This is a genomic window from Stappia sp. TSB10P1A (assembly GCF_900185725.1).
Lineage (GTDB): Bacteria > Pseudomonadota > Alphaproteobacteria > Rhizobiales > Stappiaceae > Stappia.
The window spans coordinates 219,715-239,079 of sequence record NZ_FYAU01000026.1; the positions used below are offsets into that span (position 1 = coordinate 219,715).

The window sequence follows — 19,365 nt, forward strand, 5'->3', positions numbered from 1 at the left end:
TTCTTTCCCGTTTCAGGGCCCGTTTCAGGTCCCGTTTCAGGGCCCGTTTCCGGCCCCCGTCTGCGGCCTTCCGCTTCGGCGGACACTACCGAAAGAACCGATACATGACCACCATCGAGGCACACGCGGCCGAACCCCGGTCGCGGCTGGAGCACTTTCCGATCAGCTTCTTCGGCGTCAGCATGGGCGTCTTCGGCCTCGCCCTGGCGCTGCACGCGGGCGGCTTCGAGCGCGCCTCGCGAGCGACCGGCTGGACCGGCATCGCCGTGCTTGCCGTCCTGTTCCTGGTGCTCGGGCTCAAGGTGCTGCGGCATCCCGCGGCGATCCGGGCGGAATGGTCGCACCCCGTCCGCCTCGCCTTCTTCCCGGCGACCAGTATCTCGCTGCTGCTGCTGGCCACCTTCCTGCGCGAGGCGGCGCCGGCGGCGGCGAACCTGATCTGGATCGCCGGAGCGGCGGTGCAGGGCGTCTTGACGCTGGTCGTCATCTCGGTCTGGATCGGCCACCGCGCCTTCGGGCCGGGGCACCTGTCGCCGGCCTGGTTCATCCCGGCCGTCGGCAATGTCGTCGCCCCGCTGGCCGGCGTGCCCCTCGGCCATGCCGAACTGAGCTGGTACTTCTTCTCCGTCGGCATCCTGTTCTGGATCGTGCTGCTGACGCTCGTCGTCAACCGGCTGGTCTTCCACGATCCCCTGCCCGAGCGGCTGCGCCCGACCCTGGTCATCCTGATCGCGCCGCCGGCCGTCGCCTTCCTCGCCTGGATCCAGTTCAACGGCGGCACCATCGACGCCGCCGCGCGCATCCTCATCAATGCCGGCTTCTTCTTCACCGCGCTGGTCGCCATCCAGGTTCCAGCCTTGCTGCGGCTGCCCTTCGTCCTGTCCTTCTGGGCGCTGTCCTTCCCGCTGGCCGCGATCACCACCGCCAGCTTCCGCTTCGCCGCGCTGACGGGATCGGACCTGCATCGGGGGCTCGGCCTGGTGCTGCTCGCCCTGCTGGTCCTCACCATTCTCGCCCTCGCGGTTCGCACCGCGCGGGCGGCCATCGCCCACCAGATCTGTCAACCCGAGTGAACGAGGAGAGATCCCATGAAAGCAAAGATCATCGCCGCCACCCTGCTGGCCGCAACCGCGTTCGGCACCGTGATCGGTGCCGGCCAGGCTGTCGCAGAAGACCGGCAGAAGCTGGTGACGATCGTCACCGCGGCCGAACCGCAGACCCAGTTGATGGCTATGGTGCTGACCATGCAGGCCGCGCAGCAGGGCGCCTCCGTCCACATCATGCTGTGCGGCCCGGCCGCTGACATCGCCTTGAAGGAAGCGCCGGACAGCGCCACCGCCGGCCAGCCGCCGCGCGGCATGAGCCCGCAAGGGCTGATGCAGACGATCCGCGAGAAGGCCGGCGCGACCGTCGAGGTCTGCGCCATCTACCTGCCCGGCAAGGGGCTGGAGCCGGCGGCACTGCTCGACGGCGTCGGCGTCGCCAAGCCGGAGGAGATGGCGGCGCGGATCCTGGATCCGGCCACCCGCATCCTCGATTTCTGACCGCAGGGGTCGAAGACGGCGGGAGGGGGTTCAGCGCCCGGCTCCCCGCTGCCGTCCTCGGTGCGCCGCCGCGCCGGCTATCCCGGCGCGGCGGTCTCCACCGCTTCGCGCCCACCCTCCCGGCCCGCTCCGGGCGCCTCGCCGACACGCGCGCGCGCCTGGCGCAGGCACGCACCGATCCGGCTGTAGAGCGCGCCCTTGGACGAGCTCTTGCGCCAGACCAGGGCGACGCGGCGTGGACAGGCATCGGGCAGGGCGGCGTCCTGCGCGCCATGATCTACTACCCGATGAACAACGGCCGCTCGGTCGACGAGATCCACCGGCTGGTCGAGGCGCTGCAGACCTCGATCGCACATCAGGTGGCAACCCCCGAGAACTGGAAGCCCGGCGACGCGGCGATCGTTCCGACGCCGCAGACGGTCCAGGCCGCCGAAGCCCGGATGAGCGAGGGCTACGAGACGAAGGACTGGTATTTCTCGACGCGCAGCCTGTAAACAGTGCCTACGGCATCGGCCCGGGAACCGGACGCGGTTTTCGGGCCGATGCGGACAGTCAAATGCGCGCACTGACGGGAGTGACGAGATGAGCGAAACGGCGGGAGCCTGGATCGAGCAGTTCGAGGCCCTGAGCGGACTGCCGCAACCCTTGCGCGACGACCTGGTGAACGGCAGCCAGGTGGTCGAGATTCCCGCCGGGACGCAGGTCTTCGGCCCCGGCCAGACAGCGGACAGTCTGCTGCTGCTGCTGGAGGGAACGGTGCGCGTGCAGCAGCGGTCGGAAACCGGCCGCGAAGTCTTCCTCTACCGGGTGCACGCCGGCGAAAGCTGCGTGCTGACCACCGCCTGCATGCTGGCCTTCGAGGACTATTCCGCCGACGGCATCGCCGAAACGGATCTGCGCGCCGTTGCCATCCCGCGGGCGATCTTCGACGGTCTCGTCGGCCGCTCGCCGCTGTTCCGGGATTTCGTGTTCAAGGCCTATTCGCGCCGCATCATCGACCTGTTCACCCTGATCGACCACATCGTGTTCCAGCGCATGGACGTGCGGCTCGCCGCCCGGCTGCTGGAACTGGCCGATACCGACGGCGTGGTCCGCGCCACCCATCAGGTGCTGGGCACCGAACTGGGCACGGCCAGGGAGGTCGTCTCGCGGACCTTGTCGGAGTTCCAGCGCCGCGGCTGGATCGCCCAGTCGCGCGGCGAGGTGCGCCTGCTCGCCAATGACGGGCTGGCGGTGCTGGCCCGCGCCGGCGGCGACCGCTGACCGCTATCCGTGTTTCAGCGCCAGCCGCGCCAGCCGGTCCAGCGACTGCAGGAAGCGCGACCGGTCGGCCTTTGAAAACGCCCGGCCGCCGCCCTGGTGAAACGGGTCCGCCGCGCGGATGTCCTGCATCAGATCGCGGGTCGCGAGCCGACCGCCGATATTCGCGGCGTCGAGGATCTGCCCGTCATGCTGCACCACATGCGCGCCCGCCTTCAGGCAGCGGTCGGCAAGCGGCAGGTCCGAGGTGACCACGATGTCGCCGGGACCGCACTCTTCGGCGATCCACTTGTCGGCCATGTCCGGCCCCTCGGCGACGATCCTCAGCGAGACGAGCGGGTTGGCGGGAGGCCGGATGCCGCCGTTGCAGACCAGCACCACCGCAATGCCGAGCCGGGTCGCAACCCGCTCCACCTCCGACTTCACCGGACAGGCATCGGCATCGACATAGAAGGTGGTCACGTCCTGCAATCTCCATGGTGGCAACGCGGCGCGTAACGCCGGGGCCTCCCTCGTCGCTCCAGCACGCCCCCTCGCGCGGCGTCTTATAGACGGCTCCTGCCCGGAGTGAAATCCGCAAGGCGCGCCTTTCCAGGGTCCGGCTACAGCATCTGCCTCTGCGCCAGATGGTGGAAGGTTCCGCCGCGGGCCAGCAGCGTATCGAAGCGCCCTTCCTCGACGATCCGTCCCCCGTCCAGGACGATGATCCGGTCGGCATGGCGGATCGTCGAAAGCCGGTGGGCGATGACGATACGGGTCGCCTCGATCCTGTCGATGGCATCGGACACGATGGCCTGGGTGGCATTGTCCAGCGCGCTGGTGGCCTCGTCGAACAGCACGATGCGCGGCCGGCGCACCAGGGCGCGGGCAATCAGGATCAACTGCCGCTGACCGCCCGAGAAGGTGCTGCCGCCTTCGGTCACCACGGTTTCCAGCCCCATCGGCAACCGCTCGACAAGCGGCGCCAGCCCGACAGCGCGGGCGGCGGCCATCACCTCGTCACGACTGGCCATGCTGGAGGCGGCGATGTTCTCGTAGAGCGAGCCGGGCGTCAGTTCGACCGTCTGCATCACCGCGCCGATCTGGCGGCGCAGCAGGCGCAGATCCATGCCCGACAGGGCCTCGCCATCATACAGAACCTGTCCCGCGCGCGGGGTCTCGAAGCCCAGCATCAGGCGCATCAGCGTGGACTTGCCCGACCCGGACGCCCCGACAATCGCCACGAACTCGCCCGGCGCGATGTCGAGATCGATGTTGGAGAGCGTGAGGCTGCGCTTGTCGTCATAGGCGAAGTCGACGCCGTTCAGGGTGATACGGCCCGAAAGCACCGGCGGCGGGGCGTTGGAATGCAGCGTCTCGGGAGCCTGGGTGAAGACCGGCCGCGCGCGGGCGAGCAGCGGCGCGGCCACCAGCGCGGCGTTCATCGTCTGGCTGAGGCTGGCAAGCCCGCCCACGAACTGCCCGAAGGCGACGTTGAACGCGGCGAACGTCGCCAGCGTGATGCCGTCGCGCCCCACCAGGAGGAAGATGCCGAGCATTCCCACCGGCGACAGCAGGGTGGAGAAGACCATCTCCAGATTGGCGATGCGCCCGGCCGCCAGGCGACGGCGCACCTGTTTCTCGAACAGGCCGGCAAACCGCCCGAGCGCCCGCTCCTCCGCCCCGCTCATCCGCAGCTTGCCGATGGCGCCGAACAGTTCGACCAGGAGGCCGGAGGTGGCGCCGACTTCGGCGAAGACCTTGCTTTCGCGCCGCACGCGGAGCCAGCCCAGCAGGGCAAGGAGCGCCGTCGCGCTCACCCCGTAGATCAATCCGTAAAGGGCCAGTCGGGCGTCGAAAGTCAGCATCAGGACGAGGCTGCCCAGGGCCGAAACCGCTCCCAGCAAACCGCCCAGCGCCGCCCCGCCCAGCGCCCGGCGGGCGTGATCGACGCCAAGGACCCGTTGGGCGAGATCGCCGACGGTATAATCGCGGAAGAACCGCGTCGGCAGGTCGAGCACACGGCCCCACAGGGCAGCCTGAAGCCGCAGGTCGACCCGGTTGAGGATGCGCGTCAGGGTGAGCGAGCGCATGATCTGGAAACCGGCCGCACCGATCGCGCCGGCGCAGAGCAGGAAGACCATCTCGCCGACCATCCCCATGCGCCCGTCCGGCAGCGCCGTGCCGACAAGGGTTCCCATGGCGATCGGCGCGATCAGGCTCACCAGCATCATCAGAAAGACCGCCAGGGCGAGCGTCGCCCCGTCCCGCGCCACGCCGCGCAAGGTGAAGGACAGCAGCGCGGAGCGGGTGATCTGCGCCGGCAGCGGCGCATAGAGCTGGATCGCCTGCGGAGCGATGGCCCTCGCACCGGCCGCGTCGAGCGGGATCGGAGGACTGTAGGGCGACGACGCGACGCCATAGCCCGCGCTGCCGGCAACCAGCGCCACGGGGCGCCCGGCGGCATGGCCGAGGAGATCCGGGCCGGACCTACGCCACCACTCGCCGCCCAGCGTCACCGGACGCAGCAGCAGTCCGGCGCGGCGGGCGAGGGTCTCAAGGTCGCCCGTGCGGTCGGCGGGCAGGTCCACCCCTTCGCGCTCGGCCAGGATCGACACCGCCTCGATGAGCGCCCGGCCGGACGGAGCGGACGCGGCTGCCGCCCGATCCGGACCCTCGACCTCCTGCGATCCGGATCCTTCCGGGAATTTTCCGAGAGCGAGCCCCACGGCTGTCAAATCTCCCTCACCAGACGGGCATAGGCCCCGCCCGTCGCCAGCAGGTCGGCATGGCTGCCCCGCTCCACGATCCTCCCGTGATCGAGCACCAGGATCTCGTCGCAGTCGCGGACGGTGGACAGCCGGTGCGCCACGACAATCAACGTGAGGCCGCGCGCCCTGACCGCCGCCATCACCTGTTCCTCGCTGACGGCGTCGAGCGCGGAGGTCGCCTCGTCGAGCACCAGCAGCGCCGGGTTCCGGACCAGAGCGCGGGCGATTTCGACGCGCTGACGCTGGCCGCCGGACAGATTGCGCCCGCCTTCGGTGAGCGGCATGTCGGGCGAGAAATCGCCGAGGCCGGCGTCCTGCATGGCGCGCCGGACGTCGGCGAGCGGGATCTCCTCGTCCCACAGGGTGATGTTGTCGCGCAAGGTGCCGGAAAACAGGCGGATGTCCTGATCCACCCGCGCCAGCGCATGGGAGAGATCGGCGCGCGGCCATTCGGCAAGCGGGCGGCCGTCGAGGCGGATGCTGCCCGCCTTGGGCAGATAGAGCCCGCAGACCAGCGAGCCGATGGTGCTCTTGCCGCTGCCCGAATGGCCCACCAGCGCCACCGACCGTCCCGGCTCCAGCGACAGGGAGAAATCGGCGATGAAGGGCGGATCGAGGGGGCCATAGGCAAAGGCGACGCCGTCGATGTCAAGGCGGCCGCGCGCCCGCTCCCCGGTCGCGGCCGGCGTGGCGTAGCGCCAATCCTGCCGCGCCGCCTCGACATCCGCCAACCGCGCGAAATCGGCCCGCGCCGCCTGCAGGCTGCTGCCCGTTTCCACCAGGTGGGAGGCATGGGCGGAAAACGCCCCCATCAAGGCCTGAAACGCCACCAGCCCGCCGACGGTGAGACTGCCGGCCATCACCTCGACCGAGCCGGCCAACAGCACGCAGGCCGCGGCGATCGCCGTGGTCAGGGGCGTCAACACGGCAAAACCCTGTTCGAACAGGGCCGACCTTTGCTCCGCCTCCAATGCACGGGCATGGTGGCCCGCCCATTTGGCGAAGGCGCCGGTCTCGTTGCCGCCGGCCTTTATGGTCTCGATGGTGGCAACGCCCGTCACCGTGGCGGAAAACAGCTTGGCGGCCTCGGTCTGCAGGCGCAGGGCGAGATCGGTGCGCCGCCGCCGCACCATGTGCAGGACGCCGAGATTCACCAGGACCATCAGCAGGGCAATGGCGGTGAGCAGCGGGCTGTAGGCCAGCATCAGGGCGAACAGGAACACCGCCGCCAGCCCGTCGAGCCCGACGCCGGACAGATCGCGCGACACCAGCCGCGCGGCCGTTTCCACCGAGCCGGTTCTCGACACCAGATCGCCCGTGTGGCGGCTGGCGAAGAAGGCCACCGGCAGGCGCAGGAGATGTTCGACGAAACCGAGGGTGCGCCCGCGCAACAGCGCCATATGCACGCGCAGGCTCAAGGACTGGGTGAGCAGGCTCACCCCGGCCTGCACCAGCACGGCCACCGCCAGCCCGAGAACGATCGGCCCGGCCCAGCCGGGAGACCGCTGCACCAATACGCCGTCGATGAAGGTCTTGATCATGCCCGGCACGGCCAGTCCGGCGACCGCCAGCACCAGCGCGTAAAGAACGACCAGAACGGCCGGCTCGCCGAGCCCGCGCGCCATCTCCCTGACCCGGGGCCAGAAGGCGGGCGGACGCCCCCCGGCGGCAAAGCCTTCTCCGGTCTCGAAGACGAGCATCACGCCGCTGTAATGGCGGGAGAAGTCCTCGCGCGTCATCTCGCGCGGACCATGCGCCGGATCGTTCAGGAACACCGTCTTCCCCCGCGCCCCTTCGAGCACGAGGAAATGGTTGTAGTCCCAGAAGACGATGGCCGGAAACGGGCCGGCGAGCGCGGCCTCGACGGGCCGCCGCAGCCCCTTCGCGGCAAGACCGTAGGAGCGGGCGGCCTTCAGGATGTTGGCGGCGTTGGCGCCGTTGCGGTCCACGCCGCAGCGCGCGCGCAGGTCCTCCAGTCCGACGAAGCGCCGGAAATGCCCGAGGATCATGGCAAGCGAGGCCGCGCCGCACTCGGCCGCTTCCATCTGCAGGATGGTGGGGGTCCGCGCGCGGGCCATTGGCTACGACTCCAGCCAGCGCTTCAACAGCGGCAGCACCAGGGTAATCGGGGCCTGGTGGAAGACGTCGATTTCGACGTTGGACAGTGTCCCGCGTTCGACAGGGAACTGGGGACCGGTCCCGCCCCACCACGCGAAGCCGTTGGGCGTGTCGGCGGTGACGAGCTTCAGCCGCGCGACGATCGGCGGACCGGCCTGGGTGTAGTGGCGGGCCATCTCCGCGTTGCGGATGAGCGCATAGACCTGATCGTAGCTGACCGGACGCGGATTGATCGCCACCACCTCGGCGCGGATCGCGCCGAATTCCTCCTTCTTGATCGAGGCGGGAATGACATGGGCACGCATGCCGGGCTGCACGCGCAAGCCTTGTGCCGGATCGAGGAAGGCGATGAGCTCCGCCCCATCCGCGTTGCCGTCGTCCAGTTCCTCGTGCAGACCGAAACGGGCACCGCCGGCAACGACGATCCCCTGTTGCGCGGCCACCACGCTGTGATCGCCCGACGCCGCCAGCACCGCGAGCTTCTGGCCGACGCCGAGGATATCGCCAGGATCGGCGAAGACCTCGGCAATCGTCCCGGCATAGGGCGCGCGCACCTCCTCGTCGTGATCCAGCCTCTCCAGCAGGACGACAAGACGGGCTTCCCGCGCGGCCAGTTCGTCCTCGGCCGCACGCAGTTTCGCCGCCAGCGCATCGAGAAAGGTTCCGTGCTCGGCGCGCAACTGGGCAAGACTGGTGCCGACCCGCGCCAGGGCCAGGGCGGCGTCATTGTAGGTGTTGCGGGTATCCTCCACGTCCAGGCGGCGGATCACCCCGCGCTCGAACAGTTTCTCCCGGTTGGTGAGCAGTTCCTGCAATTGCCGCGAGCGCTGCACCAGCACACGCCGCTCCTCCTCCAGCGCCGCCACCTGCTCCTCGAAGGCGGCGATCCGGTGGGTTCTCTCCCGCTCGCTGGCCTCGCCCAGACGCTCCAGCGCCCGCGCCGCCTGATCGCGTGCCAGCTCGCCGGAGCGGATTTCCGCCTCGATCTCGCGCACGTCCATCCGGGCGATGACCATGCCCGCCTCGACCTTCTGCCCGGGGACGACGGAGATCTGCTCCAGCCGGCCGGCGACCGGGATCGCGATGGTATAGAGCGCCTCTCCCGCCGCCAGGATCTGTCCCATCCCCTGAACCTTGACCGAGACGGTGCCGACCACCGACCAGGCAAGCGCGGCGCCGACGACCAGAAGCGCACCCAGCGCTCCGGCCCAGTAGCCGCGCGGCAGGTAATGGCTGGGCTGGCGCGTTTCGTCGAAAGGCTGAGGCAGAGCTGGCAGGCTCATGGAGCAAGTGCCCCCATCGCTTTCCCCTTTTTTCCTGCCGGCGGGCCGATCCCGACCGAATCCGCCAACACCTTCAACCCGCGGCGGGATGCGGCATTGCGCCCGATGCAGGGCTCCGCATCCCCTCGCTTGCCCCTACTTAAGCGTGGGGTAGCCGCCAAACTCCGTTTCATTCCAGATGACCTGCTGCCCTGCCCGCATGCGATCCCGGATGAGCTGACGCTCGTTACGAGACATTCCCTGCGGCCAATCGTAACCGCCACTGATGGTTTCAAGTTCTTCGTCGGAAAGAACTTCATGGTCCGGGGGGATATGGTCGTTCCGCTCACGCATCTCGGCCTCTTCTGCTCAATCCAATCCGTCAGTCCGCAGCAATCGCGGCGCCAACGCCAACGGTGACCGCTCCTGCCTTGACCGCAGGAAAGGCAGCGCCTTGCGTCATGATAATCACGGGGAGGCCCGCAACCATGGTGGTGCCGTAGCCCGTCATGAAGGCCGTTACATGCTTCATCTTGATCTTGTCGAAGAAGCCGCCATTGATCGCCTCAAGCTCTTCAGCGGACAATTCCTCGGACAGTTTCGGCGGCAGAACGAGGTGAAGCTGCGCGGGCGTATCCTCCACCACCGTGATCTCGATCCCTTCGGGGATTTCGACGCCTTGCGATTTCAGTGCCCCCTTCGCATCCGCCAGCAGCGCGGCGCGGAAAGCCTCGTCGGTCGCAGCGCGGACGAGGAATTGGGCGTAAGCGTTCTGTTCGATCTGTTCGGTCATTGCTACTGCTCCCTGGTTCAATCCGCGATCACCGCGCCGGCGACGCCACCGCCGATCATGGCCGCTCCGACCAGGGGCGCGGCCGCCCCGCCCGTCGCGATGATTGCCAAGGCGCCGCCTCCGATCATGACGGCGCTGGCGCCGATGCCGAAACCGGCCAGATGCTTGAGCTTCAGGAAGCCGCCATTGATCGCCGCAAGCTCGTCGTCCGACATGTCCTCGCTGACCAGCGGCGGCAGGACGAGATGGAGGCTCTCGTGGGTGTCCTCCACCGCCTTGATCTCGATCCCTTCGGGGATTTCAACCCCCAGCGACTTCAGCGTGCCGGTCGCGTCCGACAGCAGCGCGGCGCGAAAGGCCTCGTCGGTCGCAGCGCGGACCAGCACCTGCGTATGGGCGTTCTGTTCGATCATCACACACCTCTCAGATTGAGCCGCCGATTTTTGCCCCGGTCGCCTCGCCGCCACGGACCAGCCCTGACGCTTGACGAGCCCCATTGCCCCCGGTTCCTACAATCACACCCGTGGCCAGAAGCCCGCCGAAGGCAGCGCCGATGCCAGCCCCGAGAGTGCGACCGAACCACCCGCCATTGACGGCGCCGAGTTCCTCATCGCTCATCTCTTCCGAGATCTTCGGCGGGACGATGAGATGAAACACCGTGCCGGTGTCCTCCACCGCCTTGATCTCGATCCCTTCGGGGATCTCAACCCCCAGCGACTTCAGCGTGCCGGTCGCATCCGACAGCAGCGCGGCGCGAAAGGCCTCGTCGGTCGCGGCCCGGACCAGCACCTGCGTATAGACGTTCTGTTCGATCTGTTCGGTCATCTTCATGTTCCTTGGCTGAAGGGAAGGTCGCGATTATCGCGGCGGCGCAGCAGCCAGGGCGCGCTCGATATGCTCCATCGCATACTCGACAAGATTCGCATTGGGGTCGCGCGGACGCACCGGAGCGGCGGTTCCCGGCGCAAGTCCGCCGACAATGGAGGACAGTTCATCCTCGCCGAGTTCTTCCGCTTCTCTGGCGAACAACTCGCGATCCAAGTCTTTTGTCATTTACAACCCCCTGCTATCCAGTTTTTTGAGACGATTTCCCGTCCTGCCTACAGAAGATGACGCAGGGGCTCTTTCCGAATTGTGAACTTCCGGCGGCAAAACAGAAACTTCGGACCATTCGTCAAGGAACTGCAACGATCCGCGCACAGATGACGCAACGGGCGCCACAATTCACGCAAATCGGCCGATCCAGGCGTGCCAGCTTTCCGACTTGCCCTCGCTCGCAAGCGTCCGCGCCCTGGAGACCTGGCGATACTGCCCCGGCGTCATGCCGAAGGCGCGCTCGAAGGCTCTGGCGAAACTGTTGCGATGGGCAAAGCCGTGGTCCTCGGCGATCCGCTCGACCGTCCTGTCCGCCTGCGCGGGATCGGTGAGGGCGCGGCGGGCGAGCAGCAGGCGCTGATGCCCGATATAGGAGGCAACGCCGCCCAACTCCGCGAAGAGATAGGACAGCTTTCTCTCCGAGATGCCGAACAGCCGGCCGAGCGCTGCCGGGGACAGGCCAGGATCGCGAGCATGGGCGCGGATGTGACGGCAGATCGCATCGACGAGCGCGGCCTGCACGCTGCTCCGCCCCACCTCCGGCACCGCCCCCCTGATGGCCGCGACGGCCAGGTCGAGCGTCGGGCCGACGAGCAGCCCCGCCTCGGCGACCGTCATGCCGGGTGCGGCGCGCATCACCGCCGCAAGATGATCCTGGAACAGGCCGACAAGCGCGTTGTCGCGCCGGATCACGGTCATGTCGAGCCCGTCCACCGTGCCCAGGCGCGCCTCCAGCTCCGCGCGGGGCACGACAAGCGTGAGGCTATCGATATCGGGGATGGCGGTGCGCTGAACCTCCGCCAGATCGGTGACGAACAGATCGCCAGGCCGCACCCCGGCATCGGCGTCCCGGTCGCGGCAGAAGACGCTGCCCCGGTCGAAGAACCGCAGGACGAGCTGATCCAGTCCGTCGCGGGCGATGCGGAAGCGGGACCGGTCGAAGGTCTGGGCGGGCTGGATCGAGCGGCCGAGCACCAGCGGCCCGATCTGGAAAGCCTCGACCTGGACGTGGAAGCCACTCGCCACCGGCCGCAGGGAGCGCGCCTCGCCCATCGCGTTCAACTGCTCGCGCCAAAGCTCGAACGCCGCCCCGCCCGCCATGCCGCGCGTGTCGACAACGGACTGCGGAACCCGGTCCCGTGCCTCCTCCATCCCTCCCCCCGTCATGCCGAAGACGTCCCCCATCCCGCGAAAGCGACACCGGTAGATGCCCCGCGGATCGCATCCAGCGCCTGCGCAGCTTGGCCCGATCGCCGCCCGATCTCAACGATCCCCGTCGCCCCACAGCGCTTTGGGGATCGTCGCGTGAACGCCGAAATTGCCGTCCGCGACCTGGGTGACGCCGAAATCCGCGCCGAGCGACAGCAGACAATGCGCCTCGTCCTCGTTCATCCCGTAATGCTCCATCAGGAACCGCCGCGCCTGCCGGAACGCATTGCGCATCGCCAGATCGATGGAGGAATGCTGGTAGATCTTCGACTGGGCATCGCGCCCCAACTCGCGCAGATAGTTGGGATAGCTGAAGCTCTGGAGCACCCAGTGGGTTTCCGTCTCGATCAACGGTCCGCTCAACGCCCGCAGAAACGGCCTCCCCTCCCCTGACGCCTTGTGCAGGGTCAGGCGAATGTCGGCGGTCAGCGAACATTCGAGCCCGGTACCGTTCACTTCGCTGTCGCCTTGCGCGAAATGACCGTCGCCGATGGACAGCAGCCCGCCCGGCACGGAGACCGGCAGGAAGACCCGGCTGCCCTTGCCGAGCCTCCAATTGTCGATATTGCCGCCGAAGTAACCGGGAGGAATGCTGTCGACCAGATCCTCCTCCCGCGGCGCCAGCGCGACGGTGCCGAAATGCAGCCGCGCCGGGATCTCGATCCCCCGAAGCGCGCGCCAGTCGGGGGTGACCGTCGCCGGATCGACGAGGACGCCGGGATAGTCCATCGTCTCGTGGACGATGCCGAACGGGTCGGTCTGCGGCGTCCAGCGATAGCTGTAGAGCGGCCGCGCCACGTCGGGCTCAGTGAGGTCGATCTCGAAGATCGTGACGGTCTCTCGCCGGGCGCCGGGGACGATGGAATCCTGGTACTGATACCCCCACCAGGCCGAGACATTGGAGGCGAAGGCTTTCCCGGCAAACTCCGGATTGGCGCAGGGGCGCAGGCGGATGTCCAGAAACTCCACCTCGATCACGTCGCCCGGCTCGGCCCCGCGCACGAAGATCGGCCCTGTCAGGATGTGAACACCGAAGCCTTCGCCCGCGCCGCGCCCGAAGATGGAGGCATTCATCGGCCCCGCTCCGCGCCGGTCGACCGCCTTCCAGTCCCTGGTCCATTCGAACACGCTTTCGGCGCCCGCATCGCCCTGGATCATGCGCTCGGATGCGTCGCCGGCATGCTGGGTCAACGTCTCCACGGTGACGGTCGCACCCGACCTCACCGTCAGCACCGGCGGCAGGCTCTTGCTCAGATAGCCCCAGTGCACCGTCTGCGCGTTCGCGGGAAGATGGAACCGCGCCTGCCGGAACGGCTCGGCCAGCTCCGTCGTCGGGCTTTCGCCATGGGTGCGAAACTCAGCCGCCGACCGTGGAAACGCCATCGGCGCGGCCGGGCGCTTCAGCGGTTTGCCGCGCTGGAGCGGCCGGCCGTCCGCAACCGTCCCGACACCCCGTCTGATGTTGCTGGGCGACACTCCATAGGCGCTGCTGAAGGCGCGGCTGAAATAGGACTGATCGCGAAATCCCCACCGCATGGCAATCGCGCCCACCGCCTCATGCGCATGCGCCGGGTCAGCGAGTTCGGCCTTGCATCGTTCAAGGCGAAGCCGGCGCACATAGTCCGAGAAACTCTCGCCATGCTGCTTGAACAGCCGCTGCACATAGCGTTTCGACAGGCCTTCGTCGCGCGCCACATCCTGGATCGAGAGACCGGCTTCGCCCAGCCTGCGATTGACCGCGGCCGCGACGCGGCGAAAGTTCGCCATCTGCGAATCCGTCCGTTCATGGCCGTTGCCGCGCAGTTCCGCCAGCAGCGCGCCGCTCACCAGTTCGGTCACCGCGACCTCGGCGGCGGCGAAGTCGCCGGCACCGAGCGTGTCGAGGTTCATGGCCAGCGTGCGCAGCACCGGCCGGGCAGCGGACGCCGCCACGGTCCCTCCCAGCACCACCGGAAAGCCGGCACGGTTCCGGCCCACACGCGCCTCCACCGCGCTCCGGGACAGATCGAGCAGCAGGATCGAGAAGTCGCCGCGCATCTCCACCTGCACTCCCGCCTCCGGGGCAACGACGACAAGATCCGCGTCGGCGAGTTCGAAGGCCTTTGAGGGCGCGACGATGCGCCCGCGCCCGGACAGCACGAGCAGCAGCACCAGCGGACCGGGAGCCTTGCCCGGCGCGCTGAAGGCAAAGCTCTGGCCGCGGGCCTGGACCATCGTCATCCTGGCGCCGGCGGGCGCCCGGAACGAGGTCACGGTGCCGGTGTCCAGGCAGCCGGTCTCGGCAAGCGGCAGCAAGCCGACCCCGCGCAGCGTCTGACGCCAGATGTCGGACCGGCCATCGCCGGGCACCGCATCGAGATCGATCTGCTCCACCGCCATCCGGCTGGACCTTTCTCTCGCTTCCGCAGCAAACACTATCCCAGAACCGGGCGGGATACTTGTCCCAGAGCGTCCGTAGTTTTGACTTTACGGAGCGCCGCCCCCGAAGGAAGCCGGCGTAAAAACCACTCAACACTTTGCGATAAAATAATTTTTCGTCACCAGACGGGGAGTGACGGGGCAGCCGGCGCGCCGGTCGGGCGGTTGCGTGGAGCCCGTCGCCAGGCATCATGTGCAGTGCACAATCCACCCATAACCAGAGAGGAACGGCAAATCATGTGCAAAGGCGACGACGTTCACTGCCCGCATTTCGAGGCCCATTACAAGGCGTTCAGGGAAGACCTCAACCCGGAACGGCGGAGCTTCCTGAAGAGCGGCGTTCTGGCGGCGGGAGGGCTTGCGGCCTTCGGCGCGGCCGGCGGCGTGACGCTGGTGACCCCGGCCCTGGCGCAGGCGAGCGCCGCACGCCAGAAAGGCACCCCCAGCTACCATTATCTGCCGGCGACCGCCGACACGGTGCATTGGGGGTATTTTTCCAAGACCCTCAAGCCGCAGGTCGAGATCGACTCCGGCGACATCGTCACCATCGAAGCGCTGACGCATCACGCGGCCGACGACCTGGAACGCATGGTCCAGGGCGACCCCGGTGCCGAAAGCGTCTACGAGTGGACGAAGGACAAGAAGGGCGTCGACCGGCGCGGCGCGGGGTCGACCGATCCGACCGTCTACACCAAGGGCTCCGGCGACGGTCTCGGCGTGCACATCATGACCGGCCCGGTCTATGTCCGCGGTGCCGAGCCGGGCGACGTGCTGGAGGTCCGCATTCTCGACTGCGTGCCGCGTCCGTCCGCCAATCCGGCCTATGCCGGCAAGGCGTTCGGCTCCAACGCGGCGGCGTGGTGGGGCTTCCACTACAAGCACCTGCTCGGCGGCGACAAGCGCGAGGTGGTGACGATCTACGAGATCGACGCGACCGGCGGCAAAAGCTGGGCCGAGGCGGTCTACAATTACAAGTGGACCCCGCAGACCGACCCGTTCGGCGTGGTGCATCCGGTCATCGACTATCCGGGCGTGCCGGTCGACATGTCGACGGTCGATCGGAATTATGACGTGCTCAAGGGCATACGGGTGCCGATCCGGCCGCATTTCGGCACGCTGGGCCTGGCACCGGCCGAGGCGGACTTCGTCGACACCATCCCGCCGAGCCATTTCGGCGGCAACATCGACAACTGGCGCATCGGCAAGGGCGCGACGATGTATTACCCGGTGTCGGTCGAGGGAGCGTTGCTCTCCGTCGGCGATCCCCATGCCTCGCAGGGCGACAGCGAGCTGTGCGGCACCGCCATCGAGTGTTCGCTGACCGGCACCTTCCAGCTCATCCTGCACAAGAAGGCGGATCTGGCCGGCACGCCGCTGGAGGACCTCGACTACCCGATGCTGGAGACCCAGACCGAATGGGTGGTCCACGGCTTCAGCGTTGCCAACTACCTGGCCGAACTCGGCCCCGATGCCCAGAGCGAGATCTACAACAAGTCGTCGATCGACCTCGCCCTGCAGGACGCGTTCAAGAAGATGCGGCACTTCCTGATGACCACCAAGGGCCTGACGGAGGACGAGGCGATCTCGATCATGTCGATCGGCGTCGACTTCGGCGTGACCCAGGTTGTCGACGGAAACTGGGGGGTGCACGGCATCGTCAAGAAGGATCTGTTCTCGGGCCGGGCCGCGTGACGCAGGCCTGACGTCCGGCGAGCAGCCCATGTCTCGTGCCGCCCTCCGACAGGAGGGCGGCACTTTCCGGTCATATCCACGGACGGCAGCGGCCGCGCCCTTCGGTTCGAACTGCCGGGACCGTCCGCGCATGACGTCCGCTGCGCTGGATCCCCCGGCAGACTGCGCTGCTCAGGACAAAGTCGGCCGGCAGGAACAGACAGATGCCGGCGACCGGGCGGCTCTATGGCAGGGTGAGGATCACTGCGCCGATCTGCCCGTCCGCCCCGTCGATCCGGGCCGCGACGTGGCGGGCTTCGAAGCGGCCGCGATACCCCTGGGCCTGTGCCAGGCGCCAGGTTTCGGCATCGACCATGCAGGTGCTGCCGAACGCCTTGTTGCATTTCTCGATCTTGGCCGAAAGGTTGACCGCGGGCCCGATCACCGTCAGTTCGAGCCGCTCATCCCGTCCCACAACGCCCCAGCTCACCGTTCCGGACGAGATGCCGATGCCGATCGCCAGCGGCTGCCGCAGCGCCTGCATCTCGGGCAGATCCGCCCACCCCTTCAGGTCGGCAAGCACGGCTTCCGCGCAGGCAATGGCATCGGCGGCATAGGATTCGCTATCGGTGCCCAGACCGAAGGTCACCATGATCCCGTCGCCGAGGAACTTGTCGATCATCCCGTTGCGGGCATGCACGATGGGAAGCACCCGCCCCTGATATGCGGCAAGGACACGCATGACCGCATCGGGCTCGCACTGCTCCGCGATGCGGGAAAAGCTCCTGATATCCAGGTTCATGATCGCCGCCGCTTCCCGCTGCGCGGTACCAGGGATCGGCTGATGCTCGCCGGCGCGGATGGCGCGAGCAACGCCTGGATCGAAGAAGCGCGACAGCCCCGTCGCGGCGGCCTCTTCCGTGACGGCGGTGATCAGGAGACTTCGCGAGCCGTTCACCGCCAAGGCCAGCACCGCGGTCACGGCAAGCATCGAGATGATCTTGTCGACCTCCGCGCCGATCAGCAGCGCATTGGAGGTCAGGTACTCGACATAGGACCGCGTCAGCACGAATTCCGACGGATCGACCTGCCGCACATAGACGATCACGGCACCCCACCCCGCGGCAGCCACCAGACCCGCGAAGATCACGAACTTCGGGTTAAAGCGCAGAGTTCGCAAGGCGATGAAGATGAAGACGTAAAGCAGTGCCGGCGCCTTGAGCAGGAAACTCGCGGGCTGGGCGTACTGATGATGGAAGCTGATGATCAGTCCGTAGAGCAGCGCGAAATCGAAGATGATCGAAACATAGCTCGCCCAGTCCGGCGGTTCCCGCAGATATCCCCAGACGAGGCCGATCACGGCGAGCACGAAATAGGCTGCCAGCACGAACGGCGTCGGCGACAGGCTCCCCGCCTCGAAGGTCTTGGGCGACAGCGCATAAAGGAGACTGAAGAAGCAGATCATCAGCAACTGGATGGCGCGCAGCAGACGCTCGTTGGCCCAGTCGCGTTCGGCGATGCGTCGTCGGATCGCCTCGGGAAGCCTCGAGACGTCGGCGCCGCCACGCAGGATGCGGCCGAACCGCCGGCTCAGGTCAGCGCGCACGAGGGACCTCCGGGCAGCGAGTGTCCGGCGACGACGTCCCCTGCGCCCCGGTTGGGGCCCCGGTTGGCGCCGCGCCTTCGCTCACAGGGTCCAACCGATCGAGCAGCAGGTCCGCACTGCCTGACATGACGACCTCCTCCAGCCTGTCGCCGCGAGCTTGGCGCCTGCCACCTTCACATGAAAGTCAAGACTGCGCGACACGCACGCTGCACAAGTGCCCAAGCGTCACGAGGTCAGTCCCGCCGTCAGGATCGCGACCGCACCCTTGCTCGTGTCGCGCAACGTTTCGGGAGCAACGCCCGCCCGGGCGCTGAGCATCAAGCCGCGCGCGAGGGCTCCAACGACCGCGGCGACCGTTGCCGGGCTTGCCGCACCGGACATCTCGCCGACCGACTGCGCATGCGCGACGCGCTCGGCGATCCGCGCTTCGACCGCGGCAAATCGCCGGCCCAGTTCCGCCCTCAGCCGCGGATCCGATCCGGCCGCATCGGAAAGAACCGACGCCACGAGACACCCCAACCGCTCGGGATCGGCCGTCGCATGCCGCACGACGGCGTCGAGGAAGGCAGCCAGATCGCTCCGGAAACCGCCGCCGCCGTCGAGAGCCTCGAGGAGGGGCTCGATCCGGGTGCGCGCGTAGTGTTCCACCGCGCTCAGGAACAGGGCCTCCTTGTTGCCGAAGGACTGGTAGAGGCTCGACCGCGAGATGCCCATGGCGCCGGTGAGGGCATCCATCGAGGTGCCCTCGTAGCCCATCCGCCAGAACAGACCCATCGCGATGTCGAGCGCCTCGGTTTCAACGAAGGTGCGGGGACGGCCGCGCACGCGGCGCTCATGAATTTGTGAACTCATCGTTCCGAAAATAGTTTGCCGGGCCGCGCCTGGCAATATATGGATCGATCATTCCATATTTGGAGACGACCCCATGTCCCAGTCATCCGCCAGCCTCACTCTTGCACCCCTGACCGCGGAAACGGCCGAACCCGCTGCCGCAACCGCTCTGGAAACCGCCGCCAGGAGATTGGGCTTCGTTCCCAACATGTACGGCTACATGGCCTACGCGCCGGACCTGCTCGGCACCTATCTGGCGGGCTACGACGGCTTCCGCCGCACCTCCGGCTTCCAGCCGGACGAGCAGGAAACCGTCTTCCTGGCAGTGAGCGAAGCCAACGGCTGCGACTATTGCGTCGCCGCTCACTCGATGATCGCCGAGAAGATGAGCAAGGTGCCGGCGGACGCGATCGCCGCCCTTCGCAACGGCGGTCCGCTTCCCGACCCGCGCCTGCAGGCTATCGCCACCTTCACCCGCACCATGGTCCGGACGGCCGGGCGGCCGTCGCGCGCCGATGTCGACGCCTTCCTCGCTGCCGGTTTCGAACCGCGTCAGATCTTCGCGGTGATCCTGGCCATCGGCGTCAAGACCTTCTCCAACTACACCAATCACATCGTCGCGACGAAGCTCGATCCGGCTTTCGCCGCCTACGAAGTGACCGCCTGACCACGGCCGCGCGTCATCTCGTCCAAGGACCGTGACGCATCGGCCGACGCCAGGCTTGCCCTGCCCGCAGCCAGCAAGAAACACCCGGCGACGGCCCGCAAGGCCGCCGCGGGATCGCTCTTGCACCATCGAAAGGAACAG

Annotated in this window: 19 protein-coding genes; 6 read left to right on the forward strand and 13 right to left on the reverse strand. The window is 67.7% G+C overall.

The window, feature by feature from the left end; all coding sequences use genetic code 11:
• Nucleotides 1-104 precede the first annotated feature (104 nt).
• From TSB10P1A_RS12420 to TSB10P1A_RS12435, 4 genes are all read left to right on the forward strand, one after another.
• Nucleotides 105-1,073, forward strand: coding sequence for an SLAC1 anion channel family protein (locus TSB10P1A_RS12420; RefSeq protein WP_186388237.1), 969 nt, complete (start codon nucleotides 105-107; stop codon nucleotides 1,071-1,073).
• 15 nt (nucleotides 1,074-1,088) lie between these two features.
• Nucleotides 1,089-1,544: a DsrE family protein gene (locus tag TSB10P1A_RS12425; protein WP_186388238.1), complete on the forward strand. Its 456-nt coding sequence runs from the start codon at nucleotides 1,089-1,091 to the stop codon at nucleotides 1,542-1,544.
• Between the two features lie 272 nt (nucleotides 1,545-1,816).
• A complete protein-coding gene (locus tag TSB10P1A_RS12430; RefSeq protein WP_186388239.1) occupies nucleotides 1,817-2,038 on the forward strand; it encodes a hypothetical protein in 222 nt (73 codons plus the stop codon).
• Nucleotides 2,039-2,126: 88 nt separating this feature from the next.
• Nucleotides 2,127-2,807: a Crp/Fnr family transcriptional regulator gene (locus TSB10P1A_RS12435; RefSeq protein ID WP_186388240.1), complete on the forward strand. Its 681-nt coding sequence runs from the start codon at nucleotides 2,127-2,129 to the stop codon at nucleotides 2,805-2,807.
• Nucleotides 2,808-2,810: 3 nt separating this feature from the next.
• Here TSB10P1A_RS12435 and TSB10P1A_RS12440 read toward each other — a convergent pair whose 3' ends face one another.
• The 11 genes from TSB10P1A_RS12440 to TSB10P1A_RS12490 form a co-directional block, all read right to left on the reverse strand.
• Nucleotides 2,811-3,266, reverse strand: a complete 456-nt coding sequence (locus tag TSB10P1A_RS12440; protein WP_186388241.1) for a YaiI/YqxD family protein — start codon at nucleotides 3,264-3,266, stop codon at nucleotides 2,811-2,813.
• 140 nt (nucleotides 3,267-3,406) lie between these two features.
• Nucleotides 3,407-5,512: an ATP-binding cassette domain-containing protein gene (locus TSB10P1A_RS12445; protein ID WP_186388242.1), complete on the reverse strand. Its 2,106-nt coding sequence runs from the start codon at nucleotides 5,510-5,512 to the stop codon at nucleotides 3,407-3,409.
• 5 nt (nucleotides 5,513-5,517) lie between these two features.
• Nucleotides 5,518-7,632 (reverse strand): cysteine peptidase family C39 domain-containing protein, encoded by a 2,115-nt coding sequence (locus tag TSB10P1A_RS12450; protein ID WP_186388243.1) that lies wholly within the window; start codon nucleotides 7,630-7,632, stop codon nucleotides 5,518-5,520.
• Between the two features lie 3 nt (nucleotides 7,633-7,635).
• Nucleotides 7,636-8,955 carry a biotin/lipoyl-binding protein gene (locus TSB10P1A_RS12455; RefSeq protein ID WP_186388244.1) on the reverse strand — a complete coding sequence of 440 codons (1,320 nt, stop codon included), beginning with the start codon at nucleotides 8,953-8,955 and terminating at the stop codon, nucleotides 7,636-7,638.
• A gap of 135 nt (nucleotides 8,956-9,090) precedes the next feature.
• Entirely contained in the window at nucleotides 9,091-9,288 is a 198-nt protein-coding gene (locus tag TSB10P1A_RS12460; RefSeq protein ID WP_186388245.1) for a bacteriocin, read from the reverse strand.
• A gap of 28 nt (nucleotides 9,289-9,316) precedes the next feature.
• Nucleotides 9,317-9,727 carry an NHLP leader peptide family RiPP precursor gene (locus TSB10P1A_RS12465; RefSeq protein ID WP_186388246.1) on the reverse strand — a complete coding sequence of 137 codons (411 nt, stop codon included), beginning with the start codon at nucleotides 9,725-9,727 and terminating at the stop codon, nucleotides 9,317-9,319.
• A gap of 17 nt (nucleotides 9,728-9,744) precedes the next feature.
• The gene (locus TSB10P1A_RS12470; RefSeq protein ID WP_186388247.1) at nucleotides 9,745-10,140 is read right to left on the reverse strand and encodes an NHLP leader peptide family RiPP precursor; all 396 of its coding nucleotides are present in this window, start codon (nucleotides 10,138-10,140) and stop codon (nucleotides 9,745-9,747) included.
• Nucleotides 10,141-10,150: 10 nt separating this feature from the next.
• Nucleotides 10,151-10,552, reverse strand: coding sequence for an NHLP leader peptide family RiPP precursor (locus tag TSB10P1A_RS12475; RefSeq protein ID WP_186388248.1), 402 nt, complete (start codon nucleotides 10,550-10,552; stop codon nucleotides 10,151-10,153).
• Nucleotides 10,553-10,585: 33 nt separating this feature from the next.
• Entirely contained in the window at nucleotides 10,586-10,780 is a 195-nt protein-coding gene (locus tag TSB10P1A_RS12480) for a hypothetical protein (protein ID WP_186388249.1), read from the reverse strand.
• 171 nt (nucleotides 10,781-10,951) lie between these two features.
• The gene (locus TSB10P1A_RS12485) at nucleotides 10,952-11,989 is read right to left on the reverse strand and encodes a helix-turn-helix domain-containing protein (protein ID WP_186388250.1); all 1,038 of its coding nucleotides are present in this window, start codon (nucleotides 11,987-11,989) and stop codon (nucleotides 10,952-10,954) included.
• A 96-nt stretch (nucleotides 11,990-12,085) separates the two neighbouring features.
• On the reverse strand, nucleotides 12,086-14,410 hold the full coding sequence (locus TSB10P1A_RS12490) for an acetamidase/formamidase family protein (RefSeq protein ID WP_186388251.1): 2,325 nt from the start codon (nucleotides 14,408-14,410) through the stop codon (nucleotides 12,086-12,088).
• Nucleotides 14,411-14,686: 276 nt separating this feature from the next.
• Here TSB10P1A_RS12490 and TSB10P1A_RS12495 point away from each other — a divergent pair, with 276 nt between their 5' ends.
• Nucleotides 14,687-16,141, forward strand: coding sequence for an acetamidase/formamidase family protein (locus TSB10P1A_RS12495; RefSeq protein WP_186388252.1), 1,455 nt, complete (start codon nucleotides 14,687-14,689; stop codon nucleotides 16,139-16,141).
• A 223-nt stretch (nucleotides 16,142-16,364) separates the two neighbouring features.
• Here TSB10P1A_RS12495 and TSB10P1A_RS12500 read toward each other — a convergent pair whose 3' ends face one another.
• Together TSB10P1A_RS12500 and TSB10P1A_RS12505 are read right to left on the reverse strand one after the other, a co-directional pair.
• On the reverse strand, nucleotides 16,365-17,726 hold the full coding sequence (locus TSB10P1A_RS12500; protein WP_186388253.1) for an adenylate/guanylate cyclase domain-containing protein: 1,362 nt from the start codon (nucleotides 17,724-17,726) through the stop codon (nucleotides 16,365-16,367).
• Nucleotides 17,727-17,951: 225 nt separating this feature from the next.
• Nucleotides 17,952-18,551, reverse strand: coding sequence for a TetR/AcrR family transcriptional regulator (locus TSB10P1A_RS12505; protein WP_186388254.1), 600 nt, complete (start codon nucleotides 18,549-18,551; stop codon nucleotides 17,952-17,954).
• A 100-nt stretch (nucleotides 18,552-18,651) separates the two neighbouring features.
• Between TSB10P1A_RS12505 and TSB10P1A_RS12510 the strand changes: the two genes are divergently transcribed.
• Nucleotides 18,652-19,224, forward strand: a complete 573-nt coding sequence (locus TSB10P1A_RS12510) for a carboxymuconolactone decarboxylase family protein (RefSeq protein WP_186388255.1) — start codon at nucleotides 18,652-18,654, stop codon at nucleotides 19,222-19,224.
• The last annotated feature ends 141 nt before the right edge of the window (nucleotides 19,225-19,365 follow it).

What these genes read in the sequence shown, in the direction of transcription:
- TSB10P1A_RS12420 (WP_186388237.1), top strand. Translation starts at nt 105, where the DNA reads ATGACCACCATCGAGGCACACGCGGCCGAACCCCGGTCGCGGCTGGAG.
- TSB10P1A_RS12425 (WP_186388238.1), top strand. Translation starts at nt 1,089, where the DNA reads ATGAAAGCAAAGATCATCGCCGCCACCCTGCTGGCCGCAACCGCGTTC.
- TSB10P1A_RS12430 (WP_186388239.1), top strand. Translation starts at nt 1,817, where the DNA reads ATGATCTACTACCCGATGAACAACGGCCGCTCGGTCGACGAGATCCAC.
- TSB10P1A_RS12435 (WP_186388240.1), top strand. Translation starts at nt 2,127, where the DNA reads ATGAGCGAAACGGCGGGAGCCTGGATCGAGCAGTTCGAGGCCCTGAGC.
- TSB10P1A_RS12450 (WP_186388243.1), bottom strand. Translation starts at nt 7,632, where the DNA reads ATGGCCCGCGCGCGGACCCCCACCATCCTGCAGATGGAAGCGGCCGAG.
- TSB10P1A_RS12455 (WP_186388244.1), bottom strand. Translation starts at nt 8,955, where the DNA reads ATGAGCCTGCCAGCTCTGCCTCAGCCTTTCGACGAAACGCGCCAGCCC.
- TSB10P1A_RS12460 (WP_186388245.1), bottom strand. Translation starts at nt 9,288, where the DNA reads ATGCGTGAGCGGAACGACCATATCCCCCCGGACCATGAAGTTCTTTCC.
- TSB10P1A_RS12465 (WP_186388246.1), bottom strand. Translation starts at nt 9,727, where the DNA reads ATGACCGAACAGATCGAACAGAACGCTTACGCCCAATTCCTCGTCCGC.
- TSB10P1A_RS12470 (WP_186388247.1), bottom strand. Translation starts at nt 10,140, where the DNA reads ATGATCGAACAGAACGCCCATACGCAGGTGCTGGTCCGCGCTGCGACC.
- TSB10P1A_RS12475 (WP_186388248.1), bottom strand. Translation starts at nt 10,552, where the DNA reads ATGACCGAACAGATCGAACAGAACGTCTATACGCAGGTGCTGGTCCGG.
- TSB10P1A_RS12480 (WP_186388249.1), bottom strand. Translation starts at nt 10,780, where the DNA reads ATGACAAAAGACTTGGATCGCGAGTTGTTCGCCAGAGAAGCGGAAGAA.
- TSB10P1A_RS12485 (WP_186388250.1), bottom strand. Translation starts at nt 11,989, where the DNA reads ATGACGGGGGGAGGGATGGAGGAGGCACGGGACCGGGTTCCGCAGTCC.
- TSB10P1A_RS12490 (WP_186388251.1), bottom strand. Translation starts at nt 14,410, where the DNA reads ATGGCGGTGGAGCAGATCGATCTCGATGCGGTGCCCGGCGATGGCCGG.
- TSB10P1A_RS12495 (WP_186388252.1), top strand. Translation starts at nt 14,687, where the DNA reads ATGTGCAAAGGCGACGACGTTCACTGCCCGCATTTCGAGGCCCATTAC.
- TSB10P1A_RS12510 (WP_186388255.1), top strand. Translation starts at nt 18,652, where the DNA reads ATGTCCCAGTCATCCGCCAGCCTCACTCTTGCACCCCTGACCGCGGAA.